Source organism: Pantoea sp. ICBG 828 (genome assembly GCF_002928355.1).
GTDB lineage: Bacteria > Pseudomonadota > Gammaproteobacteria > Enterobacterales > Enterobacteriaceae > Pantoea > Pantoea dispersa.
Window position 1 is genome coordinate 635,796 of record NZ_POWN01000002.1, and the last position, 24,734, is coordinate 660,529.

The 24,734-nt window shown below is 56.1% G+C and carries 27 protein-coding genes; 16 read left to right on the top strand and 11 right to left on the bottom strand.

Translation table 11 applies throughout. The features are described from left to right. Positions 1 to 11 precede the first annotated feature (11 nt). From C1Y43_RS07425 to C1Y43_RS07435, 3 genes are all read left to right on the top strand, one after another. Positions 12 to 1,262: an MFS transporter gene (locus tag C1Y43_RS07425; RefSeq protein ID WP_104187701.1), complete on the top strand. Its 1,251-nt coding sequence runs from the start codon at positions 12 to 14 to the stop codon at positions 1,260 to 1,262. Between the two features lie 165 nt (positions 1,263 to 1,427). Then, positions 1,428 to 1,814 carry a VOC family protein gene (locus tag C1Y43_RS07430; RefSeq protein WP_104187702.1) on the top strand — a complete coding sequence of 129 codons (387 nt, stop codon included), beginning with the start codon at positions 1,428 to 1,430 and terminating at the stop codon, positions 1,812 to 1,814. A 13-nt stretch (positions 1,815 to 1,827) separates the two neighbouring features. Further along, the gene (locus C1Y43_RS07435; RefSeq protein WP_104187704.1) at positions 1,828 to 2,556 is read left to right on the top strand and encodes a 2-phosphosulfolactate phosphatase; all 729 of its coding nucleotides are present in this window, start codon (positions 1,828 to 1,830) and stop codon (positions 2,554 to 2,556) included. A gap of 83 nt (positions 2,557 to 2,639) precedes the next feature. Here C1Y43_RS07435 and C1Y43_RS07440 read toward each other — a convergent pair whose 3' ends face one another. Then, positions 2,640 to 3,074, bottom strand: coding sequence for a GNAT family N-acetyltransferase (locus C1Y43_RS07440; RefSeq protein ID WP_166718415.1), 435 nt, complete (start codon positions 3,072 to 3,074; stop codon positions 2,640 to 2,642). Positions 3,075 to 3,389: 315 nt separating this feature from the next. Here C1Y43_RS07440 and C1Y43_RS07445 point away from each other — a divergent pair, with 315 nt between their 5' ends. Genes C1Y43_RS07445 through C1Y43_RS07455 form a run of 3 tightly spaced genes read left to right on the top strand, consistent with a single transcriptional unit; the run spans position 3,390 to position 4,805 of the window. Further along, positions 3,390 to 3,713 (top strand): antibiotic biosynthesis monooxygenase, encoded by a 324-nt coding sequence (locus C1Y43_RS07445; RefSeq protein ID WP_058781344.1) that lies wholly within the window; start codon positions 3,390 to 3,392, stop codon positions 3,711 to 3,713. Beyond that, positions 3,706 to 4,098 (top strand): amino acid-binding protein, encoded by a 393-nt coding sequence (locus C1Y43_RS07450; RefSeq protein WP_058781345.1) that lies wholly within the window; start codon positions 3,706 to 3,708, stop codon positions 4,096 to 4,098. Before C1Y43_RS07445 ends, C1Y43_RS07450 begins: the two co-directional genes overlap by 8 nt. Further along, on the top strand, positions 4,095 to 4,805 hold the full coding sequence (locus C1Y43_RS07455; protein ID WP_058781346.1) for a helix-turn-helix transcriptional regulator: 711 nt from the start codon (positions 4,095 to 4,097) through the stop codon (positions 4,803 to 4,805). The genes C1Y43_RS07450 and C1Y43_RS07455 overlap by 4 nt, the downstream gene beginning before the upstream one ends. A 173-nt stretch (positions 4,806 to 4,978) precedes the next feature. Here the strand turns inward: C1Y43_RS07455 and C1Y43_RS07460 are convergent, their stop codons facing one another. Then, positions 4,979 to 5,926: a sulfonate ABC transporter substrate-binding protein gene (locus tag C1Y43_RS07460; protein ID WP_104187705.1), complete on the bottom strand. Its 948-nt coding sequence runs from the start codon at positions 5,924 to 5,926 to the stop codon at positions 4,979 to 4,981. 242 nt (positions 5,927 to 6,168) lie between these two features. On the opposite strand from C1Y43_RS07460, the gene C1Y43_RS07465 reads away from it, so the two are divergent. The 3 genes from C1Y43_RS07465 (at position 6,169) to C1Y43_RS07475 (ending at position 9,403) form a co-directional block, all read left to right on the top strand. Continuing rightward, positions 6,169 to 8,208 carry an FUSC family protein gene (locus C1Y43_RS07465; RefSeq protein WP_104187707.1) on the top strand — a complete coding sequence of 680 codons (2,040 nt, stop codon included), beginning with the start codon at positions 6,169 to 6,171 and terminating at the stop codon, positions 8,206 to 8,208. A 121-nt stretch (positions 8,209 to 8,329) separates the two neighbouring features. Further along, positions 8,330 to 8,551, top strand: a complete 222-nt coding sequence (locus tag C1Y43_RS07470; protein ID WP_010615756.1) for a YdgH/BhsA/McbA-like domain containing protein — start codon at positions 8,330 to 8,332, stop codon at positions 8,549 to 8,551. A gap of 150 nt (positions 8,552 to 8,701) precedes the next feature. Continuing rightward, a complete protein-coding gene (locus C1Y43_RS07475; protein ID WP_104187708.1) occupies positions 8,702 to 9,403 on the top strand; it encodes an aspartate/glutamate racemase family protein in 702 nt (233 codons plus the stop codon). Between the two features lie 125 nt (positions 9,404 to 9,528). On the opposite strand, the gene C1Y43_RS07480 is transcribed toward C1Y43_RS07475, so the two are convergent. The 6 genes from C1Y43_RS07480 to C1Y43_RS07505 all read right to left on the bottom strand — a co-directional run bounded on the left by C1Y43_RS07480 (position 9,529) and on the right by C1Y43_RS07505 (position 14,400). After that, positions 9,529 to 10,800, bottom strand: a complete 1,272-nt coding sequence (locus C1Y43_RS07480) for an alanine racemase (RefSeq protein WP_104187710.1) — start codon at positions 10,798 to 10,800, stop codon at positions 9,529 to 9,531. Between the two features lie 11 nt (positions 10,801 to 10,811). Next, positions 10,812 to 11,549: an amino acid ABC transporter ATP-binding protein gene (locus C1Y43_RS07485; protein WP_021508752.1), complete on the bottom strand. Its 738-nt coding sequence runs from the start codon at positions 11,547 to 11,549 to the stop codon at positions 10,812 to 10,814. Then, positions 11,546 to 12,190 (bottom strand): amino acid ABC transporter permease, encoded by a 645-nt coding sequence (locus C1Y43_RS07490; RefSeq protein WP_104187711.1) that lies wholly within the window; start codon positions 12,188 to 12,190, stop codon positions 11,546 to 11,548. The genes C1Y43_RS07485 and C1Y43_RS07490 overlap by 4 nt, the downstream gene beginning before the upstream one ends. Continuing rightward, positions 12,187 to 12,924 carry an amino acid ABC transporter permease gene (locus tag C1Y43_RS07495; protein ID WP_021508750.1) on the bottom strand — a complete coding sequence of 246 codons (738 nt, stop codon included), beginning with the start codon at positions 12,922 to 12,924 and terminating at the stop codon, positions 12,187 to 12,189. The genes C1Y43_RS07490 and C1Y43_RS07495 overlap by 4 nt, the downstream gene beginning before the upstream one ends. A 53-nt stretch (positions 12,925 to 12,977) precedes the next feature. Continuing rightward, positions 12,978 to 13,814, bottom strand: a complete 837-nt coding sequence (locus tag C1Y43_RS07500) for a transporter substrate-binding domain-containing protein (RefSeq protein ID WP_104187713.1) — start codon at positions 13,812 to 13,814, stop codon at positions 12,978 to 12,980. Positions 13,815 to 14,007: 193 nt separating this feature from the next. Continuing rightward, positions 14,008 to 14,400 carry a RidA family protein gene (locus C1Y43_RS07505; protein ID WP_021508748.1) on the bottom strand — a complete coding sequence of 131 codons (393 nt, stop codon included), beginning with the start codon at positions 14,398 to 14,400 and terminating at the stop codon, positions 14,008 to 14,010. A gap of 381 nt (positions 14,401 to 14,781) precedes the next feature. On the opposite strand from C1Y43_RS07505, the gene C1Y43_RS07510 reads away from it, so the two are divergent. The 3 genes from C1Y43_RS07510 (at position 14,782) to zigA (ending at position 18,168) form a co-directional block, all read left to right on the top strand. After that, positions 14,782 to 15,534, top strand: coding sequence for an IclR family transcriptional regulator (locus C1Y43_RS07510; RefSeq protein ID WP_104187715.1), 753 nt, complete (start codon positions 14,782 to 14,784; stop codon positions 15,532 to 15,534). A 150-nt stretch (positions 15,535 to 15,684) separates the two neighbouring features. After that, positions 15,685 to 16,791 carry an ABC transporter substrate-binding protein gene (locus C1Y43_RS07515; protein ID WP_021508746.1) on the top strand — a complete coding sequence of 369 codons (1,107 nt, stop codon included), beginning with the start codon at positions 15,685 to 15,687 and terminating at the stop codon, positions 16,789 to 16,791. 159 nt (positions 16,792 to 16,950) lie between these two features. Then, complete coding sequence (zigA, locus tag C1Y43_RS07520; protein ID WP_104187717.1) at positions 16,951 to 18,168, top strand: zinc metallochaperone GTPase ZigA; 1,218 nt, start codon at positions 16,951 to 16,953, stop codon at positions 18,166 to 18,168. A 41-nt stretch (positions 18,169 to 18,209) separates the two neighbouring features. Here zigA and C1Y43_RS07525 read toward each other — a convergent pair whose 3' ends face one another. Next, positions 18,210 to 18,443 carry a hypothetical protein gene (locus C1Y43_RS07525; protein ID WP_058775550.1) on the bottom strand — a complete coding sequence of 78 codons (234 nt, stop codon included), beginning with the start codon at positions 18,441 to 18,443 and terminating at the stop codon, positions 18,210 to 18,212. Positions 18,444 to 18,500: 57 nt separating this feature from the next. Continuing rightward, positions 18,501 to 19,181: an O-methyltransferase gene (locus C1Y43_RS07530; RefSeq protein ID WP_031279936.1), complete on the bottom strand. Its 681-nt coding sequence runs from the start codon at positions 19,179 to 19,181 to the stop codon at positions 18,501 to 18,503. A gap of 93 nt (positions 19,182 to 19,274) precedes the next feature. Here C1Y43_RS07530 and C1Y43_RS07535 point away from each other — a divergent pair, with 93 nt between their 5' ends. After that, positions 19,275 to 19,913, top strand: coding sequence for a TetR family transcriptional regulator (locus tag C1Y43_RS07535; protein WP_104187797.1), 639 nt, complete (start codon positions 19,275 to 19,277; stop codon positions 19,911 to 19,913). A 135-nt stretch (positions 19,914 to 20,048) separates the two neighbouring features. Beyond that, positions 20,049 to 20,870 (top strand): Cof-type HAD-IIB family hydrolase, encoded by an 822-nt coding sequence (locus C1Y43_RS07540; RefSeq protein WP_021508741.1) that lies wholly within the window; start codon positions 20,049 to 20,051, stop codon positions 20,868 to 20,870. Between the two features lie 86 nt (positions 20,871 to 20,956). Here C1Y43_RS07540 and C1Y43_RS07545 read toward each other — a convergent pair whose 3' ends face one another. Further along, positions 20,957 to 21,385 (bottom strand): helix-turn-helix domain-containing protein, encoded by a 429-nt coding sequence (locus C1Y43_RS07545; protein ID WP_104187718.1) that lies wholly within the window; start codon positions 21,383 to 21,385, stop codon positions 20,957 to 20,959. A 108-nt stretch (positions 21,386 to 21,493) separates the two neighbouring features. Between C1Y43_RS07545 and C1Y43_RS07550 the strand changes: the two genes are divergently transcribed. Further along, a complete protein-coding gene (locus C1Y43_RS07550) occupies positions 21,494 to 22,543 on the top strand; it encodes an NAD(P)-dependent alcohol dehydrogenase (protein ID WP_104187720.1) in 1,050 nt (349 codons plus the stop codon). Positions 22,544 to 22,724: 181 nt separating this feature from the next. Continuing rightward, a complete protein-coding gene (locus C1Y43_RS07555; protein WP_104187721.1) occupies positions 22,725 to 24,560 on the top strand; it encodes a methyl-accepting chemotaxis protein in 1,836 nt (611 codons plus the stop codon). Positions 24,561 to 24,734 lie beyond the last annotated feature (174 nt).

The window sequence follows — 24,734 nt, forward strand, 5'->3', positions numbered from 1 at the left end:
GGCCAGGTAGCATGCTTTCTTTCTCGCTGCGTCCTGTCTCTACCCTGCGCCCGGGCGTTTTGCTGGGCAGCCAGTTTGTTTTCAACATTGGCTTTTACGCGGTTGTTCCCTTTCTGGCGATATTCTTACGCGATGATATGTTGCTCTCCGGCGGCGTTATCGGGCTGATTCTGGGATTACGCACGTTCTCCCAACAGGGGATGTTTCTGCTGGGCGGTGCGCTCTCTGACCGTTACGGCGCAAAGATCATTATCCTGTGTGGCTGTCTGGTCCGGATTGCGGGTTATCTTTTGCTGGCGCTGGGGCAATCGCTGTGGCCGATCATTCTGGGTGCCTGTCTGACAGGCATCGGCGGTGCGCTGTTTTCCCCGTCAATTGAAGCGCTGCTGGCCAAAGCGGGAACGCAAAGCGAGGCGCAAGGCAAGCGCGGCCGCGCGGAGTGGTTTGCGTTGTTTGCGGTGTGCGGCGAACTTGGTGCCGTACTGGGCCCGGTGGCTGGCGCACTGCTGACCGGATTCGGTTTCCGTCAGGTGGCGCTGGCAGGGGCCGCGGTCTTTATCATCGCGCTGATTGTGCTGTACTTTTTTCTGCCTGCTACAGGTAACAGCAAACAGGCGCTCAAAATCTCCCCCTGGTGGATGACCTTCCGCCAGCCGCGTTTTGTCGCTTTCATCGTGGCTTATAGCTCGTGGCTTTTGAGCTACAACCAGCTGTATCTGGCGTTGCCAGTGGAGATCCGGCGGGCAGGCGGCAGCGAGAAAGATCTCGGCCCGCTCTTTATGCTGGCCTCGGTGTTGATCATCGCTTTTCAGCTGCCGCTGGCGCGCTTTGCACGACGCGTGGGAACGGTAAAAGTTTTACCGGTGGGTTTTTTGCTGCTCTCCGCCGCGTTTGCCAGCGTGGCCCTGTTCGCGTCAACCACGCCGCCTGACGGCTGGCTGCGATTGATCCCTGCGGTGTGTCTGGTGACGTTTCTGACATTCGGCCAGATGCTGCTGGTGCCGTCGGCCAAAGATTTGATTCCCCGGTTTGCCGACCCCGCGACGCTGGGGGCGCATTACGGCGCCCTGGCCACCGCCGGCGGCTTCGCGGTGCTGGCCGGAAATTTAATGTCTGGACCGCTGCTGGACAACGCGCTTGTCCCTTCAACGCAGGCTATTTATCCCTGGCTGCTGCTGGCGCTGTTTCCCCTGTGCAGCGCCGTTGCCATGACCGTGATTTGTCGCCCGCTGCGCAGCGCCCCGATCGGGAAACCTGAATAACCGTTGCTGCCATTCGGGTTATACCGCCGCGGTGCAGTAGCATGACGTGCACAACGCGGGCAGGGCAGGTTGCGCAGGCTCTCATCGACAAATGACCAGCCCGATCATGTGTAAACTCTACCTGGTTAACAACACCCAGAAAAACGTTTTCAGGAGTCAAGCCAGATGTTTACGCACATGCGCATTGCCAGACCCGTCTCCCAGCTTGAACGATCGGTGCTGATGTTTAGTCAGGGACTGGGTCTGCAAAAAATTGCCGAATTCCACGATCACGACGGTTTCAATGGCGTGATGCTGGGGCGAAAAGACCTCGACTGGCACCTCGAATTCACCTGCTGCCCGGGACATCCCGTTCAACCCGCGCCAACCGAAGACGATCTCCTCGTCCTCTATTATCCGGATGAAAATGCATGGAAGCTGGCATGTGCAACCATGATTGAAGCGGGTTTTAAACGGACGAATTCTTTTAATCCTTACTGGGATGTGAATGGGCAAACCTTCGTCGATCCCGACGGGTACCGGGTGGTGATGCAAAACAGGACGTGGGAATAACGGAGAAAGCCTCGTGCAATGGTTCAGTCAGGAAAAATTTGCGGTTCGTCTTGAGTGGGGACTGCCTGCGGTAGAGCATCTTGCCGGGGAAGTCGACTGCGCTGTCATTGTTGACGTTATGTCGTTCTCAACTTGCGTCAGTATGGCTGTCAATAATGGTGCCTGTGTCTATCCGTACCCCTGGAAAGATGCTTCTGCTATTGAATATGGTTTGAAAATGGGAGCCAGCACAGCGAGTCCGGACAGGCGATTCAGCGGTGAAGGTTACAGCCTATCGCCGGCTTCGCTAAGAAACATAAGCGAGGGTGAAAAACTGGTCCTCCCATCGCCTAACGGTTCAGCTGTTTCATTCAAAGCAAGGGATGCAGGAATAGCAGTGTTGAGCGGCTGTTTCAGAAACATATCTGCGACCGCGAATGCCTGCCGTTCCTTCAGCCGTGTTCTGGTAATTCCCTGTGGAGAACGCTGGCCCGATGGTAGCCTTCGACCCAGTATTGAGGATTATGTGGCTGCTGGCGGAATTATTGCTGCAATGGGGCGTCAAAATTGCTCACCAGAAGCAGAGGCTGCGGTGGCTGTCTGGCAGCATTACCAGAAGCAAAACCTGGTGCTTTTACGGGAGTGTTCGTCTGCAATAGAGCTGATGCAACGTGGATTCGCCGGGGATGTCGATCTCTGCCTTGAAGTAGACAAGTCCAGCCTGGAATGTCGGCTTTGGGGTGATGCCTATATGTCAGCATGACCGGGCAAAATAGTTTCTAACCTGACCAGACGGCGCGCTTTGTGCCGGGAGCGGACATCAATGAAAATTGCTGTAGATTTCACTCAGCGATGTTTCTCTAATCTGATATCTGTGTCATTGATGTCAATTTTATTGCCCCAGCCGAGCTGTATGTAAAATTTTGCTGCACGACTTTGTTTGTCAGTTTCAAGCCAGGCAATCTCATGATGCCTGAATAATTCCTTTTCCGCGATTTCAACAAGCCTGCGGCCTATACCCCTGCCTTCGTACTCCGGGAGAACAAAGGCAGCAAAAAGGCAGCCTTCATCAGGTAAAATCATAGAAAAACCAATAATTTTTTCGTTATCAGTCGCAACCCATGCACAGCAACTCTTTTCAATCAGATCAGCTACTACGTTTTCGGTAATCCCGATTCGCTGCATTTCCTCACGACTTAAATGATTCTCGATAACTGAGATTCTGACATGAAACATGCCATCGATATCAGCTGCCTTGGCTGTTCTTATATTTATGTTCAGAGGTATAACTCCATTCCAGGATAAGCATAAATTTTAGTATTGATGTCATTATTGTGAAGCCATTAGGGTTTCAATCCAAAACTGCTTGTAATGTCTGTTTTTCGCTTATACCAGACATCGAAGTGTATATGAATTCGCTTTGTATCAGAAGCGGTCATAGCCAGTGGTTCCATATTCCCGCCTTTTAACTTCTGCGTTTGCTGTCTATCGCTTTTTCATGCCGATGGCTTCGCTGACACAGACACTTCGGTACCGGCCGAAGCAACATGGCTTTGTCTTCATTAAGCTGTCTGAAAATTAACGAAGGAGCGGACCATGATTGCAGTACTTTTTGAGGCAGAAGCCCTGCCAGCAGCTCAGGAGCGGTATCTTCAACTTGCTTCTGAGCTGAAACCTCTTTTATCCGACACGCCCGGATTTATTTCCATTGAACGCTTCCAGAGCCTGACCACGCCCGGCAAGATCCTCTCTTTGTCCTGGTGGGAAGATGAGGATGCTGTCGCCGGATGGAAACGCAATGTGATGCATCAGGCCGCGCAGCAAGAAGGCAGGCAGTCGATTTTTTCATTCTACAGAATACGGGTAGCCAGTGTATTCCGTGATTACTCTTCTGATAAGGGAACCAATCCGCATGCATGACATTCACGTTATTCTCAAAAATAGCCCGGGCTCGCTGGGTTTACTGGGGAGTGTATTGGGGAAAAACGGTGTGGGTCTTGAAGGAGGTGGCGTATTTACAACACCGGAAGGCGGACATGCGCACTTTCTGGTTGAAGACGGTTATAAAGCGCGCACGGTATTAACTGAAGCCGGTTTTGAAGTCGGCAACCTATGTCGTCCTCTGGTCAGAAAATTAGCGCAGGAACGTCCCGGAGAGCTGGGCGAAATCGCTGACACGCTTGCCCGGAACGGCATCAATATTCTGGTACAGTACAGCGACCACCATAACCGGCTCATTCTCATTACGGATGATGATGTCCGGGCAGCCGAAGTAACCCGAAAATGGGCAGTAGCTTCTGAATGAACCTTGTTAACCAAACGCGCGAAAGTGAGCCGGATAATGTCCTTGAAACATCAATGGCAATGGTGGCATCTGCGCTGGCAGACCCGTCAAGGGTGGCTATTCTGTGCGCGCTGATGGACGGGCGCGCATGGACAGCGACCGAACTTAGCGTAGTGGCTGGCATAGCAGCCTCGACAACCAGCGGGCATCTGAACCGACTCCTCAGCAACGGTCTGGTCATTTGCATGATGCAGGGTCGTCATCGCTATTACAGTCTGGCTGGCCATCCTATCGCCGGATTGCTGGAAAACCTGATGGGGGTTTCCATGGGGACCATTAAGGCCCCCGTTTCCAGTACGCCGCTTCATCTGCGTTATGCACGCACCTGCTATGACCATCTGGCCGGCGAGCTTGCTATCGAAATTTATGACTTTATGCTTAGGGAAAACTGGCTGGAAGCAGAGGGTTCGGGACTGACATCAGCCGGCAAAATCCATTTTGAGAACATGGGCGTTTTACTTAACTCCCGCACACGGCGCAAGCCCTGTTGCCCCTGTCTGGACTGGAGTGAAAGGCGTTTCCACCTCGGCGGTGACGCGGGCTCAGCCCTGTTTACGCTTTTCCTGCAAAAAGAATGGGTAAAGCGTATACAGGGATACCGTGAAGTCAACGTAACCGATTCAGGCCGGGTGGCAATGAATCGGCTGTTTAAGCTGAAAATCAGCTGAATAAACATCAGGTACCGGTCGATGTGATCAGATGACCCGGCATGCCCTCCTTGTGAAAGGTTAAGCGGAGGGCGATACGTTTTCCCGCAGGATGCAGTAACTTACCGTCCGGCCGTGGAAAACAGGTTTACTCCGCTTCAGGTCAGGCGCTTAATCGCCAGAGCTTAAAGGGTTTATTTCTTATCCAGCGACCAGGTCGCGCTGCGCACATCGACTTTCACCGGCAGCAGGCCGACGCGGGTGAAGGTGTCCGCCAGCGCCTGCTGTTCCGCAAACACCTGCGGTGACATGCGTGACGCGCCATAAGGCAGGCGTTGCAGCGTGGTCTGCCAGATGGATTTATCCAGACCGGTAGATTTCGCCAGAATCGCGGCGGCTTCATCCTGATGCTGATTGGCCCAGTCGCTCAGCTTGCTCAACTCGTCAACCACCTGCTTAGCCGTTTGCGGGTGGTTTTCAGCAAACGGGCGGCTGGCAAGATAGAAGGTGTAGTGCGGCACCAGACCTCCGGCGTTGCGCACTTCACGCGCGCCGGCGTTGGCTTCGACCTCAGCCAGGTAGGGATCCCAGATCACCCAGGCATCGATTGCGCCCTTCTGGAAGGCGGCGCGCGCATCGGCCGGCGGCAGGTAAACCGGCGTGACATCTTTATAGTTCAGCCCGGCATCTTCCAGCGCTTTCACCAGCAGATAATTGACGTCTGAACCCTTGTTCAGGCCAACGCGTTTGCCTTTGAGATCGGCCACGCTTTTGATGGGTGAGTCTTTCGGTACTACGATAGCTTCGGTTTTGGGGTTAGCGGGTGAATGTCCGAGATAAATCAGATCGGCTTTTGCCGCCTGCGCGAAGGCGGGTGGCGCATCGCCGGTGGCGGCCAGATCGATACTGCCCACGTTCAGCCCCTCCAGCATTTGCGGACCGGCGGGGAATTCCACCCAGCGCACCGCAATACCCTCTTTTTTGAAGGTCTCATCCAGCGTGCCGCGATATTTCAGCAGCGCAAAAATGTTGGCTTTCTGATAGCCGATGGTGACGGTTTCCGGGTTGGCGGCGAAGGCGTGCGTTGCGAGCAGGCCGAAGCTGAGTGCCAGTGCGCTCAGGGCAAAACGTTGTGCTTTCATGGGACGTCTCTCGTGGTTTTTCCTCCATCCTGGCAAAGTTGTTATATAACCAATAAATAACTTTTTAATATCGCTTATAACTCTAATTCCAGCCTGCATCAGCATTCACTGTAATGGGCAAGTTGCATAGAGAACCGGATAATTAGCACGGTAATAATTTGTATAACAAATCAAAATGTCATCGCCGCAGGCTTCTGTCAGGATAAGCGATAACGTTGCCTGCTATAGGTTGCTCCCGTTCTATGAAGTGGTTTTCCCGAAGCGCCGTACTGTTCTCTGCCAAAACCTGTCTGGCCGCCTTTCTGGCTTTTTATCTTGCGCTGGAACTCAACCTGGACAAACCCGCCTGGTCACTGACCACCGTGTATGTTGCCTCGCAGCTTTATTCTGCTTCGACGGTGTCCAAATCGGTGTTTCGTTTTTTTGGCACCGTGCTGGGCGGACTGTTTACTCTGTTGATCTATCCGGCTACGGTCCAGTCGCCGATGCTGTTCAGCCTGTGTATTTCACTCTGGGTTGCCGTCTGCCTGTATCTCTCGCTGCACGACCGCACGCCAAAAAGTTACGTCTTTATGCTGGCCGGCTACAGCGCCGCCATTATGGGCTTTCCCGATGTGACCTCGCCCGGCGCCATTACCTATACGGTAATTTCCCGCATTGAGGAAATCACCGTGGCGATTGTCTGCAGCAGCCTGGTGCATCGGCTGATCTTCCCGGTTTCGATGCGCCATCTGCTCGAACAGAGCGTCGGGCTGTGGTATCAGAACGCGCGTAAATTGTGTAGCGAGCTGATGACGGCGATGCCTGCGGCAAAATCGCTGGAGCGCGAGGATATTCTGGTGCAGATGGCCAACTATCCGCTTAACGTCGAAACGCTGATCACCCACTGCGTTTATGAAGGGGATGCCGCGCGGCGGCTGGTGCGGCTGGTCAGCGTGCAGTATCAGCATTTGTCGTACCTTATCCCGACGCTCACCGCCATTGAATCGCGTCTGAATCTGCTGGCACAGCAGCAGATCCGCTTTCCCGATTATGTCGCGACGGCCTTTCAGCAATTTTTACAATGGCTGAACGGTGATGTGCAGCAGCCGGTGCGCGATCGCCTCACCGACGCTCAGGAACAGCTGCAGCAGGCCTGGCGCGCAGGGCGGCTTAACAGTGAAGAGAGCATTTTGCTCATCGGTCTGCTGGAACGGTTACTCAACTTTGTCCGTATTGCCGATGCTTACCACAGCGTCAGCGAGCGCGTCAGTGACTGGACGCCAGCGGTGAAACCGGGCAAGGCCTCACGCGCGCACAAGCATGTCGATAAAGGTCTGCTGTTCCTGTCGTGCTTTACTGCCTTTATCGCCACCTTTGCCAGCTGCCTTTTCTGGATTGGCAGCGGCTGGCGTGATGGTTCAACCGCGCCGATGATGGCGGCGGTGCTGTGTTCGTTCTTCGCCGGGCTGGATAGCCCCATCGCACCAATGAAGCTGTTTCTGAAGGGCGTACTGATCTCCATGGCGATCAGCCTGATTTACGTCACGCTGCTGATCCCACAGGCGGTGACGTTTGAAGCGCTGGTGATTTGCCTCGCGCCGGGATTATTTGCTTTAGGGCTGGTGATTGCCAATCCGTCCACCAACCTGATCGGTCTCATCGTCGCCACGCAGATCCCCGGTTTGATCGGCATGAGCCACCATTTCAAACCCGATTTGCAGCTTATAGTGAATGCCATGATCTCCACGCTGGTGGGCATTGCCGTTGCGCTGGTGCTGACGCTGCTGATTCGCAACAAACGCCCGGCGTGGACGGCCACGCGTGCGCTGCGCAAAGGCATTCGCGATCTGCTGCAGTTTATTACCGCGCTGCGCATGAACACCGCCACGCTGACGGCGCGGCAGCAATTTGTCGCACGCACGCTGGACAGGGTAAACGTGATTCTGCCGCGTAAACGTGTCGATCCGGCACCGGAACTGGTGGCGGGCGGTAACCTGATTGCGGAAGCCTGGCTCGGTGCTAACTGCTATGACTATTACACCCGTCATCGGCACCTGCTGCTGGCGAACCAGATAGAAAGCGCGGCCATGTTTCACGAGCTGAGTCAGTTTCTTAAGCAGCGGCTGAAAACGCTGGACAGCACGCCATCGCCGGCGCTGCTGCATGAGCTTGATGTGTTGCTGCTACGGCTGGAGGCGGCGGCGCAGCAGGAAAATGCGCTGTTTGCGCCGCTGTTTCATCTGTTCAATATCCGTTTGTCGCTCTTTCCTGGCGCGCGCTGGCCGCAGCCGCTGGCATAGCAAAACCGCACATAGTGTGATTAAGATCGCACTTTTTGTTAGGTCGTTAATAATAACAATGGTTACTATAACTCCCATGCAGAGCATTCAGCTCTGACCCAAACATTGAAGGAATATGACCATGAAAAACGTAAAAACTCTGACCATCGCTGCTGTTGCTGCTCTTTCTATGATCTCTTTCGGTAGCTTCGCCGCTGAAAGCATCTCCGTTCACGGCAGCACCCTGGATAGCGCTGAAGCCCAGGTTGCCGCTCAGGCTAAAGCGAGTGGTGCAGACAGCTACAAAATCACCAGCGCCCGCGCAGACAACGGCGTGGACATGACTGCTGAGCTGTACAAATAATAACAATCCCTTTCTCCGTTAACGTGCTTAGCCCGGGTTATCCCGGGCTTTTTTGTGCCTGCGATGCGGTTCAGCGCCGCGACGCTTTCATGCCTTCATTGAATACCGTACAGTGCCAGACGAACTAATTTCCGTGGGGAACGGTAACTGATGAAAATGATTGGCCTGATTGGCGGCATGAGCTGGGAATCCACCGCGCTCTACTACCGCATCATCAATGAACAGGTAAAGCAGCAGCTGGGCGGACTGCACTCGGCGCGCAGCCTGATGTACAGCGTCGATTTTCAGCAGATTGAGAAATTGCAGGTCGCCGGTGAATGGCAGCAGGCCGGTGAAATCCTGGCCGAAGCCGCCCGTAGCCTGGAGAAGGGCGGGGCGGATTTCATTGTGCTGTGCACCAACACCATGCACAAAGTCGCCGATCAGATCACCACGGCCACCCGCATTCCGCTGCTGCATATCGCTGACGCCACGGCACAACGCATTCGTCAGGCCGGCGTGAAACGCGTCGGTCTGCTGGCGACCGCGTTCACCATGGAGCAGGAATTCTATAAAGGCCGCCTTGAGCAGCAATATGACATCGAGGTGCTGGTACCGGACGCTCCCGGACGTAAAACGGTGCACGACATTATTTATCAGGAGCTGTGCCTCGGCGTGATTCGTGATGAGTCACGCGCGCAGTACCGTGACATCATCGCTCAGCTGGTGGCACAAGGGGCTGAAGCCATTATCCTTGGCTGTACCGAAATCACGCTGCTGGTTAAAGCGGAGGATGCGGCGGTGCCGCTGTTCGATACCACATTAATCCATGCGCAGGACGCGGTGAAGCTGGCGCTGGCAACAAATAACTAGCCTGCTAATTATAAGCTGTGTTATTATGTGTTCATTGAAGGCACAACGCCGACCCGCATGGTCGCACAGGGATGTGCCAGAACTGGCTGCCAGCACTGGCAGCCTTTTTTGTGGCTGAAAAAGCGTCAGAACGCTGTTTCCAGTGAATCGGTGACGCAATAGTCATCATTCACCAACGGTAGATAACGCCACTTGTCAAATGCGGTACAGGGATGAGAAATGCCGCAGCCAATCCAGTCGCCCGGTTGCAGCGGATCGTCCGCCGGTAACTGCAAATAAGCGTGCTGATCGTTGACGTCGGTGATGCGCAAATGCGTAGCCGCGCGCGGTGCGCTGCCGTCCGCCTGACGAATCCACAGCGGATTGGGCAGATCCTGATCGAACGGCACATCGCGCCGGCCGAAATCGACAAAGGCCAGCCCCGGCTCCGGACGCGATAACACGCGGCCCCAGATCTCCAGTGCGGCGCTGAAATGGTGCGTTGCACCCGGCTGCGCAAAGGGGGCAATGCGTGCATATAAGCCGCTGTCGTGTGCCATGTACGCACCTGATCGAATCAGCGGCGTGACCGGCAGCGGCAACTGTGCCGCGCTGAAGCAGGCCGCGACCACATCGAACCACGCGCCACCGCCGGCGCTGAGAATAATTTCTCCGCTGGCAAACAGCTGGTGTTCAGCCAGCAGCGCGGCGGTCGCGATCATCATCTCGCAGTAATCTTTCACCCGCTGCACGCCTGCGGCATCGCGTCCGGCACCCAGCGCACCTTCATAACCGGCCACCCCCACCAGCTGCAGCGAGCGGCTGTCATGGATTGCCTGGGCGATTTCCAGCGCGGTCAGCGGCGAGCGACAGCCGGTGCGGCCGCCGCTGACCGACATCTCCAGCAGCACGGCGATCTGTGCGCCGCCAAGATGCTGCTCAAGCAGTTTTACGCCCTGCAGCGAATCCACATAACAGAGAAAGCCGTGGTCGGGATGCTGCTGTTGCCACTGGCCAATCCAGCGGATCCCGGCGGGATCCACCAGTTCATTGGCGAGAAATACGTTGCGGATGCCAAACTGGCGCAGCGCGCGCACCTGGGCCGGCGTCGCTGCGCTCAGGCCCCAGGCGCCGCCTTCACTGACGGCACGGCGCAGAATTGCCGGCGACATCGAGGTTTTGCCGTGCGCGGCCAGCATCACGCCGTTTTCCTGGCAGAACGCCGCCAGTTGCCGCAGGTTATTCTCCAGCGCCGATTGTTTCATCAGCATCAACGGTGAAAAAACTTCAGGGCTGTTAAACACCGGCGTGCCGTTAGCCAGCGGCTGATTGCCCGTTCCGGCCACGGATTTAAAACGCGGCGCAGGCTGCAGCGCATCCAGCGCGCCGTCGGCCTGCAAAGGGAAGTGAATCGACATCCTGCCTCCTGTTAGTGCTCAAGCACGCGCGACAAAAACTGCTGGGTGCGCGGATTCTGCGGATTAACAAAAATCTGCTCCGGCGAACCCTGTTCGGCGATCACCCCCTGGTCCATAAACACCACGCGATCGGCGGTTTTACGCGCAAAGCCCATCTCATGCGTCACCACCACCATGGTCATGCCTTCACGGGCCAGACTGCGCATCACTTCCATCACTTCACCAACCAGTTCGGGATCGAGCGCGGAGGTGGCTTCATCGAAGAACATGATTTTCGGCTCGACCGCCAGCGCGCGGGCAATCGCCACACGCTGTTGCTGCCCGCCGGAAAGCTGAGCCGGATAGTGATGCGCGCGCTCCGCCAGGCCAACGCGCGTCAGCGCCGCCATGCCGCGTTTGTTCGCTTCCGCTTCGGACAGCTTCTGCGCTTTAATCAGCGCCAGCGTCACGTTGCCGAGTGCGGTTTTATGCGGGAACAGGTTGAACTGCTGAAACACCATGCCGACGTGGCCGCAAATTTCACTGCTGCGTTTACGGTCGTGCAGCGGTACTTCATTGACCCAGATTTCGCCGCCGTCGGCGGTTTCCAGACCACTCATAATGCGCAGCACGGTACTTTTTCCCGAGCCGGAGGCGCCAATCAGCACCAGCACTTCGCCCGGCGACACGTCCAGGCTGATCTCTTTCAGTACCTGAGTTGCGCCAAAGGATTTGGTAATACGGCTCAGCGTAATGGCGGATTTGCTCATGATAACTGGCTCCTGGTTTGATGATGTTGAACCCAACGGGAAAGCGGAAAGCAGACAGCGAAGTAGAGCAGGGCGACCATGCCGTAAACCACCACCGGCTGGCCAATGCGATCAACAATCGCCTGCCCCTGGTGCATCAGCTCCGACATGCCGATCATGCTGACAATTGACGTATCTTTGATCAGTGAAAGATACTGACCCACCAGCGGCGGCAGCACGATGCCGCGCGTTTGTGGCAACACTACGCTGAGAAACGTCTGGCGTTTTGATAATCCGAGGATCCACGACACTTCCCACTGCCCTTTCGGCACGGCTTCAATGCCGGCCCGGAACACTTCAGCAATGTAAGCGCCCTGATAAATGCTCAGGCCCAGAATGCCGGCGGCGAACAAGTTGATTTCATAACCAAAATAGGCCACGCCGAAGTAAATGAACATCAGTGTGATCAGCACCGGCGTGCCGCGAAACAGCTCGGTATACAGCACGGCAATCTCTCTGGCGATCGGCAGACGGCTGGTACGAAGCACCGCGGCCAGTAAACCGAGCAGGGTGCTGCCGGCGATAGCGGCGATGGACAGCAGTAAGGTGATGACCAGCCCTTTCAGCAGGATTGGCAGCGAGCTGATGATAAGTTCGCTCATAACGCATTCTCCCGTTTCACTGGATTAATCAGCCATTTTTTTGCCCACCGCCAGCCGGACTTTTTTACCGGCGTCACCAGCGGCGGGTGGAACAGCCGGCGTCCGGCCACGGTGCCAAGCCATGAAAACAGGTTGCTCAGCACCAGATACACCAGGGCAACGACACTGAAGGTCTGGATATAAAGCAGAGTGCGCGCGTTGATCACCGTGGCGGTGCCGGTCAACTCCGGCAGTGCGATCGCCGAGAGCAGCGACGTACCGAGCAGCAGCTGAATCAGGTTATTAATGATCGCCGGCCAGACGGCGCGAGCCGCCTGCGGCAGCACCACACTGAGGAAAATCTGGTGGCGCGGAATGCCGAGGATATACGCCGCTTCCAGCTGGCCCTTCGCCACGGACTGAATACCGGCGCGGAATGTTTCCGACAAATAGGCACCAACGTTAATTCCCAGTGCCAGCACCCCGGCGGTAAAGGCGCTCATGGTGATACCGAGCGACGGCAGGCCAAAAAAGATGATAAAAATTTGCAGCAGCACCGGTGTATTGCGGATGAACTCAACATAACAGTGGCTGATCCAGCGCAGCGGCGCCAGCGGTGAAGATTTCGCCAGCGCGGCCAGCAGACCGAGCGCCACCGCCAGCGCGAACGCCAGCAGGGTAACCTGCAGCGTGAGCCACGCGGCCTCCAGAAAGGTGTCGGCGTAACGCCACAGGGTTAGCCATTGATAACTCATGGTATGACTCCTTCAGGCGGCGCAGCCTGTGCGACTGCGCCGTGGGCGGACAATCAGTATTGCGGATTCAGCGGATAACGCGGTTTGCTGCCGAACCATTTCTCATACAGCTGGGCGTTCTCACCGGATGCGTTGATTTCAAACAGGAATTCGTTGAGGTAATTGGTCCATACCTGGTCGCCCTGTTTCACCCCAAAGGCGTTGTACTCCAGTGGTACCAGCGCTTCGTTAGTTACGGCCAGTGACGGATCGAGCTTCGCCTGGTAAGCGAGGAAGTTGTTATCCTCGATCATCGCATCGGCCTGGCCCTGTTTGACGGCCAGAATCGCCGCCTGGGATGAGTCGTACTCCTGAATTTTCACGTCGATGCCGAGGTTGCGCACTTCGTCGCCATTGGTCGAGCCTTTCACTGTGGCAATGGTTTTGCCGGCCATGTCATGCGCAGATTGAATGCCGCTGTTTTTGCGCACCAGCATTGCCTCACTTGCTACTACGTACGGATGGGTGAAGCCAATCTCTTTGGCGCGTTCCAGATTGCGGGTGAAGTTACAAAACACCACATCGACTTTGTTGGTTTGCAGATTAGGGATGCGGTTGGCGCTGGTGGTGTTGACCATTTCCAGCTTCACGCCCATCTCTTTGGCCAGCGCTTTCGCCAGGTCAACGTCGTAACCATCCGGGTTGCCGTCTTTGTCATAAAAACCGAACGGTGCGAAGCTCAGGCAGTCACCGACGCGCAATGTGCCGCGCTGCAGCACGGTTTGCAGCGCCGACTGTGGCGCGGCGCCAGCCTCTTTTTTCTCTTCGGTCGGCGTACAGCCTGCTATCGCCAGCATGACCAGCGCACCGGCCACGGTTTTGGCACTTAATTTCAGCGATGTTGCATTCATCTTTATGCTCTCTTTAAATGTTTGACGAGACGGCGTTATTCCGCATCACCCGTTTAATAGACGATCGCCAGCGCAGCGGCCGCACCGCGTATTTCGGGTTATTTTTTTGAAAAAGCAAATGCGTTAATTAATATCAGGCTGGCCTGGTGTTGGCGAAGAAAATGAACATCGCAGCCTGGTTGAACGGTATTACTTATTTACGGTCGGCGCGGAAACATTTCATGTCCACTTCGACTTTGCAGTCGACCACTAAATCCTGCACGCTACAAATACGTGCCGGTGGATGACCACTGAATATCTCACTGAATACTTTGTTGAAAGAACTGAAATAACGCGCGTCGGTCAACACCGCCGTCACATGGACCACATCCTCCACGCGATAACCCGCTTCGCGCATGATGGTGAGGCAGTTGTCGAACGCTAACTGTGTCTGTTCGATGATGCCGCCCTCTACCACTTCGCCGTCGCGCATCGGCGTCTGGCCTGAGATATACAGCCAGCCATCGGCCTCCACGGCGCGGGCGAACGGCAATTTTTGCCCGCCGGTACCGGTACCGCCCTCAATGCCATAACGTTTGATCGTCATGTCTTTCTGCTCCTTTACATACTACCGTTTCTGTCTGATATACCAGACTGCTATCTGCAATACCGGATAGGACGAGATTTGCACAGCTGTTGTTTTTTTGCAATATGGCAATCGGCAATTAATTTCTTGCCGTGCTGGTGCGATCGCAAAATAAAATCCAGTGCCTGAGTTTTTTGAATGGAAATGTGACCGCTATCGAATTTAACAGCGAGCTCCATCTTTTTTATGCGCCACAATGGGGCCCGAAAATAGCGCATGATAAATAAAGTCGCCGGAAAGATTTTTATTATTGCGGGGATGGGTAATTTCGTTTGCCGGGTGTATCATGCAGCTCTTTTTAAACGCAGATGAGTAGCACCATAACGACAGGGGAGTGAGCGTATGCCGGATGAAAAAACGTCCCGGGCACGCGGTGTTGACCGGGTTATTGATATTTTTCGCCAGCTGCATATCGCGCGTCAGCCTATGGCGATGCGGGATTTAATCGAAGCGACCGGTGCACCGCGCTCCAGTATTTATGAGCTGGTCAGTTTGCTGAGTGAAGCGGGTCTGGTTGAGCTTGATGCGGAAGGTGCCGTGTTTTTCGGTCGTGAAATGCACTATTACGGTGCGGATTACATGGCCCACAATGATCTGATCCGTCGTGCACATCAGCTTATGGTTGAGATCGTGGCGCGTCATGGCGAAACCGTGCAGCTGTGTATGCTGGAAGGTAGCAAATACACCGTGGTGCTGTCGGAGAGCAACGCCCATCCGTTTAAAATCACCTCTGATATCGGTGTGCGCGTGCCGATCACCTGGACGGCGACCGGTCGTTTACTGCTGAGTAACTGGTCGGACAGCGCCATTCTCGACCTGATTCCGGAGGAGGATTATCGGCTGGCCAGCGGTCAGATTCTCGACAAGCAGACCTTCCTCGAAGAGATTCACCGTGCCGGCCAGCTGGGTTACTGCATGACCGAAGGTCTGTCCGAAAGCTTTACCTGCTGTATGGCTGCACCGATTCGCTCGCGCAGCGGCCAGGCGGTTGCGGCAATCTGCTTTATGGTCAGCCGTGATACTCCGGCGGAACGCCGACAGATGCTGCTGCAGGAACTGATCGCGTCTGGGCAGAAATTGTCTGATTTCACCTGAGCCGTTGCTTCGCCACAGCGTAATGCGGCGGGCTCCCGGCGCCGTATTATTCGCTTACAACCGCGTGCCGTCGGGTTTATTTTGCCGTGATTAAGGTTGTGTTAAGGTAATTGATAATAATAACTATTTCTTTTACCACGGAGTTTTGGCATGAAAACGCGCCTGTTACTGGCAATGGGGATTCTGGTCTCAACCGCAGCCTGCGCGACTGACTATCCGCTCACAGTCACCGACATGGATGGTCACACGCAAACAATCAGCAAAGAACCGCAGCACATCATTCTGCAGGATGGCCGCGATGTGTTGACGCTGGCGCTGCTCGATCGCGACAATCCGTTTAAACGCGTCGTGGCCTGGAACAATCTGCCGAAAAAGCAGGATACGCAAACCTGGGATATGCTGAAGCGCCGCTGGCCTGAAGCGACAAAAATTGTCGATATGGGCTTCAGCGATCAGGGCCAGGTTAATCTGGAAAGCGTGCTGGCGCAGAAACCGGATCTGATGATTGCGCAGCTGCGCGCTAAGCCGGCGCTGGAACAATCCGGCGTGCTGAGCACGCTGAACAACCTGCACATCCCGGTGCTGTTCGTCGATTATGAACTGCATCCGGCACAAAACACCGCCCCGAGCGTCACGCTGCTGGGCAAAGTGCTGAACCGCGAAAGCGAAGCCAAAGCCTACACCGATTTTTACCAGCAGCGCTTCGACCGCATCACCCAAGCCGTTGCGAAGGTCAAAAACAAACCCACGGTATTTATCGAACCCATTGCCGGTAACAGCGATAACTGCTGCTTTACCCACAGCCATAATGGCTGGGGTGGGCTGGTAGAAGCGGTCGGCGGCAAAAATATTGGTTCGGCACTGCTGCCAGGCAATGCCGGCTTTGTCGCGCTGGAAAAAATCATCGCCATGAAACCGGACGTTTACATCATGACCGGTTCAAAGCGGCCAAACAGCAACGTGCTGCCGTTTGGTTACGGCGTGCAGCCGCAGGAAGTACGTGCCACGTTCCAGACGTTATTGCAGCGTACCGGCCTGGCGCAAATCGCGCCGGTGAAGCAGGGGCGCGTATACGGGGTGTATCATCACTTCTACAATCACCCGTACAACATTATCGGCATGGAAATCCTCGCGAAGGATCTCTATCCACAGCAGTTTGCCGATCTCAAACCGGTGGCGGATTTCCATACCCTCGTGAAAACCTTCACTCAACTGCCGGACGATGCCATCGAACTGAGCTATCCGGACAACCAGTAATTGCCCGCAGCGGGCGCCCGGCCCGCTGTTCGCTTTCCCTGAAAGGCAAAATCCCCACAAAAAATGCACGACGATCATGACACTGCATATTGATATGTTATAACATATCAATATTGGCGCCCTTTCAGGTGCGCGTGATGTCATTATTCAGGAGTGATTATGTCAGCTTTATCCACAAACGGCGGTTTCAGGCGGCTGCCGGTCACCGTACTCTCTGGCTTTCTCGGCGCCGGAAAAACCACTTTGCTTAACCATATTCTCAACAACCGCGAAGGCCGCCGCGTGGCGGTGATCGTCAACGATATGTCGGAAGTGAATATCGATGCCGCGCTGGTGCGCGAGGGCGGTGCGGCGTTGTCACGTACCGACGAGAAGCTGGTGGAAATGAGCAACGGCTGCATCTGCTGCACGCTGCGCGAAGATCTGCTGCTGGAAGTCAACCGGCTGGCGAAAGAGGGGCGTTTTGATCATCTGGTGATTGAATCGACCGGCATCTCTGAGCCGCTGCCGGTGGCGGAAACCTTTACGTTTGCCGATGAAGAGGGGCAAAGCCTGTCCGCCGTGGCGGCGCTGGATACCATGGTGACCGTGGTGGATGGCTACAATTTCCTGCGTGACTATGATTCCAGCGAAAGCGTCCGCTCGCGCGGCGAATCGCTCGGCGAGGAGGATGAGCGCACGGTGGTCGATTTGCTGATCGATCAGATTGAATTCTGCGATGTGCTGATTCTCAACAAAACCGACCTGATTGATGCGGCGGAGCAGGCACGGTTGACCGCGATTCTGCACTCGCTCAATCCCCGTGCGCGGATTATTCGCGCGCAGTTTGGTCAGGTGGCGCTTGATCAGGTACTGAATACCGGCCTGTTTGACTTCGATGCTGCGGCACAGGCCCCCGGCTGGCTGAAAGAGTTGCGCGGCGAGCACACGCCTGAAACTGAAGAGTACGGCATCCGCAGCTTTGTTTTCCGCGCGCGGCGTCCCTTCCATCCGCAGCGTTTTTATCAGGTGATTACGCAGCACATGCAGGGCGTGGTGCGGTCGAAAGGATATTTCTGGCTGGCAACCCGCCCGCGTCACGCCGGATCCTGGTCGCAGGCCGGCGGCGTCACGCGGCAGGGGCTGGCCGGGATGTGGTGGGCCTGCGTGCCTGAAGATCGCTGGCCGCAGGACGCAGACACGCTGCATTACATCCGCGAAAACTGGCATGAGGGCACGGGGGATGCGCGGCAGGAGCTGGTGATCATCGGTATCGATATGGATGAAACCGTGCTGCGTCAGCAGCTGCACCATGCGTTACTGACCGATGAGGAGACGGCGCTGGGGCCAGACGGCTGGGCACAGTTGCCGGATCCGTTTCAGCCATGGTTTGACTGAAGCGTCGCCGCGCAGCGGGCTGTGCGGCGACGAACCTATCATCATAACCCGGTATTCACCAGCCGCATCTGGGTGCAGAACGGACACTGACAGCCGCTCACTGCCGCCGCCAGGCGCGCATGCGCTTCGGCAATCGCCAGCGGCTGCGCCTGATCGGTGCTGGCGAGCGCGTTAGCCGGTTTCAGCGCCAGCTTTAACGGATCGATTTTCGCCTGAAATGCCCCCGCTTTCGCCGAAGCAAAAGCAATCACTAACAGTGGAACGGTAACCTTCATCGCAGCAACCTCAATCAGAGCACGGGATTGTAACGATATAACATAAACGTGACGCTGTTAAGCGCCTTTATGTGGCGATCCCAGCCACATTGAAACTTCGACGCCATCAGCAAAAGGCAGCGAGGTATAGAGGCGGCTGCCGTGGACCATTTCCAGATATTCCGGGCTGAAATCGGCATCATCGGCCACAATCAGGGCACCCGGACGCAACCAGGGCTGCACCAGCTGCAAAATCTCCGGATAGATCGCCTTCGCGCCATCCAGCACCAGCATATCAACGCTGGCTGGCAGGTCCTGACTGAGCGTGTCCAGCGCATCGCCCACGCGAATTTCAATCAGGTCACTGACGCCAGCATCGGCAAAATGATTGCGCGCCAGCGCCACTTTGCCCGGTTCAAACTCGCTGGTGATGATGCGGCCGCCGCCGTTATCGCGCACCGCCGCCGCCAGGTGCAGGGTGGAGAGACCAAACGAGGTACCAAACTCAACGATATGCTGCGCCCGGCTGCTGCGCGCCAGCATATACAGCAGTTTGCCGGTTTCCCGTGAGACCGCCAGCGGCACATCCTTTAAATGACCGTAGAGTTCGCGGTAATCGGTTTTGCTCTGCAGCAGACGCGTTTGCTCTTCATCGGACATCACGCGAAACGCTTCATTGGTGGGATGCGCCATGTTATCCGCCAGCTCAAACAGATAGTTAAGCAGCGGCGCCAGCGGCGCGGAAGTCAGGGTGTTCATCATCGGGGTTCCTGCATCAGAAGATGGATTTTGCGTCAGGAACAGAATACGATGAATTACTCGCATTTCACTATTCGCGTTCAGGAGCAGACGATGGCCGCACAACGTAACGCTAAGATTTCTGAAAGAAAAAAGCCGCAGCAGGCGCGATCCAGTGAGCTGGTGGCGGCTATTTTGCAGGCGGCGACTCAGGTTCTGGAGCAGGAAGGTGCCACGCGCTTTACCACTGCCCGCGTTGCCGAACGGGCGGGCGTTAGTATTGGATCGCTGTACCAGTATTTTCCCAACAAGGCCGCTATCCTTTTCCGCCTGCAGAGCGAAGAGTGGCAGCGAACCGGCGATCTGCTGGGTTCGATTCTGCGCGACAGCACATCCACGCCGCGTCAGCGCTTGCATCAGCTGACCTGGGCGTTCCTGCACTCGGAGTGTGAAGAGGCGGCGATGCGCACCGCACTGAATGATGCCGCGCCGCTTTACCGGGATGCGCCGGAAGTGCAGGCCGCGCGCGCCAATGGCGAGAATGTGATGTGCGAATTTCTGCAACAGCTGCTGCCGCAGCGGGACGCGGCTGAGGTGGCGCGGGCGGCGGATTTAATCAACAGTACGCTGGGTGACGTCGGCAAGCATTTTTCCGAATCGCCGCGCAGCGCAGCAGAAATTCAGGCTTATGCGCGCGATATGGCAGACATGTTTTGTGCCTGGATCAGAGAAAAAGGGGCCGAATTGCAGTAAAAAATGGGCTGGAAATCTCTGAAAGCGGTTAACAAACTCATTATTCACATTCTCATTAATCCACACCGCGAGTAAGCTTGATAAAACCTTGGTAAAGCCGGATGGATTGACGGCACACAGAGACGGGAGAGCATGATGGCAGTAAAAATGATTGCGGTGGATATGGATGGGACATTTCTCGATGACAATAAGCAGTACAACGCGCAGCGTTTTGCGCGCCAGTACGCGCTGCTGAAGGAGAAAGGCATCCGTTTCGTGGTCGCCAGCGGCAATCAGTATTATCAGTTGCAGCACTATTTTCCCGCTATCAAAGATGAGATCGCCTTCGTGGCTGAAAACGGTGCCTGGGTATCCGACAGCAACGAAGAAATTTTCTGCGGTGAACTGGCGCCGGAACGTGTTCATCAGGTGCTGGATATTCTCGCCAAAGAACCGGAGATCAGCACCGTGGTGTGCGGTCGCAACGGCGCCTATGTGCACAAGTCAATGCCGGATGAGGTGGTCGCCATGCTGGCCAATCACTATCGCCGGCTGGAGAAGCGCGACAGCCTGTACGATATCGACGATACCATTTTCAAGTTTTCGCTGAATCTGGCACACGAAGGTGTCGAGGCGCTGCTGGCACGTCTGCACAGCGAACTGAACGCGATTGAAAACATCATGCATCCGGTCTCAAGCGGATTTGGCTTTGTCGATTTAATCATTCCCGGCTGTCATAAGGCGCACGGCATCGCGCTGCTGCAGGAGAAGTGGGGCATTGATGATTGTGAAGTGCTGGCGATTGGCGACAGCGCCAACGATATCGAAATGCTGCGCCAGGCCTGTTACAGCTTTGCCATGGCCAACGCCGCTGCACCGGTGGCAGCCGTCGCGCGTTATCGGACGGAAAGTAATAACGACGAGGGCGCTCTCAACGTCATCGCCCGTCTGCTGGCACGCGAAACGCCGTTTGGTTAACGGTCACTGGATCGATCCACGAACCGCGGCGCTATTTAATGTGTGATAAATCGCGCCGCGACGAACAGTATGCGACCCGCGCGTGGTTATTCACTGGCGGATGACGCTGCAGGGCGGGCGTTTTCCGCCGGCGTGCCGCCTGCTGCGCGAAGGTTAGCTTCTATCTCATCCAGTGCCGCCTGGTTTTCTAATCCCCACTGATACATCTGCTCAATTGGCCGGGCGAAGGTCATCCCCAGCGCGGTCAGCCGGTAATCCACTTTCGGTGGAATCACTTCGTAGACCTGACGTGCAATTAAGCCGCGCTGCTCCAGCTCTTTCAGTGTCTGAAACAGCATTTTTTTCGAAATCCCCTGCAGGCTACGCTGCAGTTCACCGGTACGGGCGCGCTGTCCCGGCCAGTGATACAACGCGTGCAGCACCATCGTGCTCCATTTCACCGAAAACAGATCCATCAGACGGCGCGGTGGCGAATCCGCATAGAAAACCAGTTTGCCATCAACCCAGGCTGGCATCGCACTCTCCTTTATGGTCACCAAATGGTGACTACTATCAATTCTGCACCGCGTTGATTATAGTCTGCCGCCTTCATTCAGCCCACATCAGAATTTGAGGAAGGCATCATGAAAATTAACGCACTGGTGGCACAGGATGCAGCGCAACCGCTCGCTGCCGGCCAGATTACTTTGCGTCCGCTGCAGCAGCAGGACGTAAAAATTGAAATTCTTTACTGCGGCGTATGCCATTCCGATTTGCACATGGCACGCAATGAGTGGGCGGTCAGTCGTTATCCGCTGGTGCCGGGCCACGAGATCGTTGGACGCGTGCTGGAGACCGGAACTCAGGTTACGCGCTTCAAAGCCGGTGATGTGGTCGGTGTGGGCGTGATGGTGGATTCCTGCCGTGCCTGCCACTTCTGCCAGCAGCAGGAAGAGCAGTACTGCGAAGCGGGCTTCACCGCCACTTACAACGGCATCGATAAATACACCGGCGGCAGCACCTGGGGCGGCTACGCGCAGAATGTGGTGGTCGATCAGCATTTTGTCGTGTCGATCCCGCAAAATCTGGCGCTGGCGGGCGTGGCACCGCTGCTGTGTGCGGGCGTGACGGTGTGGTCACCGCTGCGCCATTTTGGCGTCAAAGCCGGCGATAACGTCGGGGTAGTGGGGCTGGGTGGTTTGGGCCACATGGCGGTAAAACTGGCCAGCGCGCTGGGCGCTGAGGTTACCCTGTTTACTACCTCGCCGGAAAAAGGTGCTGACGCACGTCGTCTTGGTGCGACGCGCGTGGTGGTGTCGCGTGATGCCGCGCAGATGGCGGCATGCCAGACCTCGCTTGATTTCATCATTGACTGCGTGGCGGCACCGCACGATCTCGATCCTTACCTCGCGACGCTGAAGACCAATGGCCGTCTGGTGCTGGTCGGCATTCCTGACCAACCGCATCAGTCGCCGAACGTCACGCCGCTGGTGTTTCGCCGCCTGAGCATCAGCGGTTCATCCATCGGTAGCATCAAAGAGACCCAGGAGATGCTGGATTTCTGCGGCGAGCATAACATCACGGCAGATATTGAGCTGATCGCCGGTGAAGAGATCGAAACGGCCTTCGCGCGTATGCTGAAGGGCGAGGTGAAGTACCGTTTCGTCATTGATATGCTGGCGACTCGCTGGTAATTGCCCAGCCATGGCCGGCGATTTCAGGCTGAAATCGCCGGCTTTGCTATGAATAGGCTACTCTGGCACGACCGCTTTTATGACACAGCACATTTTCGCCCCGCAACAGTAAACAATTCCCGTTACGGTCCGATAACTCCTTCTGCAAACTCAACAAAAACAACAATGACAGGAGCGAGACATGGGACTGGTCTCCCGATTACGGAATGTGCGCATTACGCGCAAGCTGGCGGCGGGCTTCGGCATCGTCCTGCTGCTGGTGGCGCTGGCCACAGCGCTCAGCGTGCAACGATTCAACCAGATCCACGACATCTATCAGAAAACCAATCTGATTTATGACATCAACATTGAAGTCTTTCAGGCCAAAATCAATCGTCTTAAATATCTGTATGGCGAGGACAAAGCGGGCGACACCATGACGGATTACGTCACGCACGCTCAGCAACTGACGCAGCAGGCCCAGCAGTTGCCGTGGACGGCGGACGCCAGAGGGTTGCTCAACGATGTCGCCAGCCATCTTGCCCGTTTCCAGCACAGCATCACCGCCATGACCCAGGCAACCCAACAGCTCAACGAGCTGCGCAGCCAGCTGGATGCGCTGAGCCAGCAGGACATGACGTCGCGCTATACCGAGCTAATCCGGACCCCCGTCAGCTCACCCGAAGTCACCAACCAGATTTATCAGCTGCTGTTTGCTATCAGTAATGTGCGCGAAGAGGCCTGGGCGCTGCGCTTCAACGTCAGCGAGGCACTGCGCAATAAACTGGAACATGATTTTCAGCGCGCCGGGCAGGACATGAACACGCTATTGACCCAGTTGCCGGCGGAGCAGCAGGGCGGATTTAACGCGCTATGGCAGGATACCGGACGTTTCAAAGATCTGAGCCTGCAGGCGGCAGCGATTTACGGCCAGCTGCGCGGCGCGGAAAACACCGTCAAAGTGGCGGGCGATAACAGCAGCGCGGCGATCAAACAGATCATCGCCCTGGTTAAGGCGCGTAACGACGAACTGGCTAACGGTTCAGCGGCGCTCTCGCTGCTGATTGGCAGCCTGGCGATAGTGCTGGGCGTGCTGGTGGCCTGGACCATCATCCGGCAGATTACGCGCCCGGTGTTTCACAACCTCGCGCTGGCGGAACGTATTGCCAGCGGCGACCTCAGTTCGCAGTTTGTCACTAATCGCCAGGACGAGCTCGGCCAGCTCACCTCTGCCATGGGACGCATGAATGCGCGGCTGCGCGGCATAATTGGCGAGGTGCTGCACAGCGTCAGCAATGTGTCGCAGGCAGCCAGCACCATACACCAGGGCAATCTGGAGTTGTCGTCGCGTACCGCCCAGCAATCGGCTGCGGTGGTGGAAACCGCAGCCAGCATGGAGCAGCTGACCGCCACGGTGAAAAATAATGCCAGCAATGCGCGTCTCGCCAGCCAGATCGCGGCGGAAGCGACGCATAACGCCAGTCAGGGCGGTATCGCGGTGCACAACGTCGTCAGCACCATGGGCGAGATTTCTGATAGTTCTAAGAAAATTGCCGAGATTACTGCGGTGATCAACAGCATCGCCTTCCAGACCAATATCCTGGCGCTCAACGCGGCGGTTGAAGCCGCCCGCGCCGGCGAGCAGGGGCGAGGCTTTGCCGTGGTCGCCAGCGAAGTGCGTAATCTGGCACAGCGCAGTGCCGGAGCGGCGAAAGATATTGAACGACTGATTGGCGAATCGGTCGGGCGTATCAGCAACGGCCATCAGCAGGTAGCGCGCGCGGGTGAAACGATGGAGCAGATTGTCAGTAGCATCGCACGCGTGAATGAAATCATGGCGGAGATCGCGGCTGCTTCTGATGAGCAGAGCCGCGGTATTGAGCAAATCGCGCGCGCAGTAGGTGAGCTGGACGGTACCACCCAGCAAAATGCGTCGCTGGTCAGCGCGTCATCCCATTCCGCACAGGCGCTGGAAGAGCAGGCATTCATGCTGCAGCGGCTGGTCAGCCAGTTTCGTTTGCAGGGAGCTGCAAGCTAACAACACGCGCAGCGGCAGCGAACTTTACCCGCTGGCCGCTGTTACTATCTGGCGGCAAAGCACGTGTATTTACGTGCCCGCCAATGTGCAAGGCGAAAATTCTTAAAAAAAGTCGCCGCAGGGCGGCTTTTTCCCGATACACTGCCATTTTTGTCGACCTGAATTTTCCCGTGA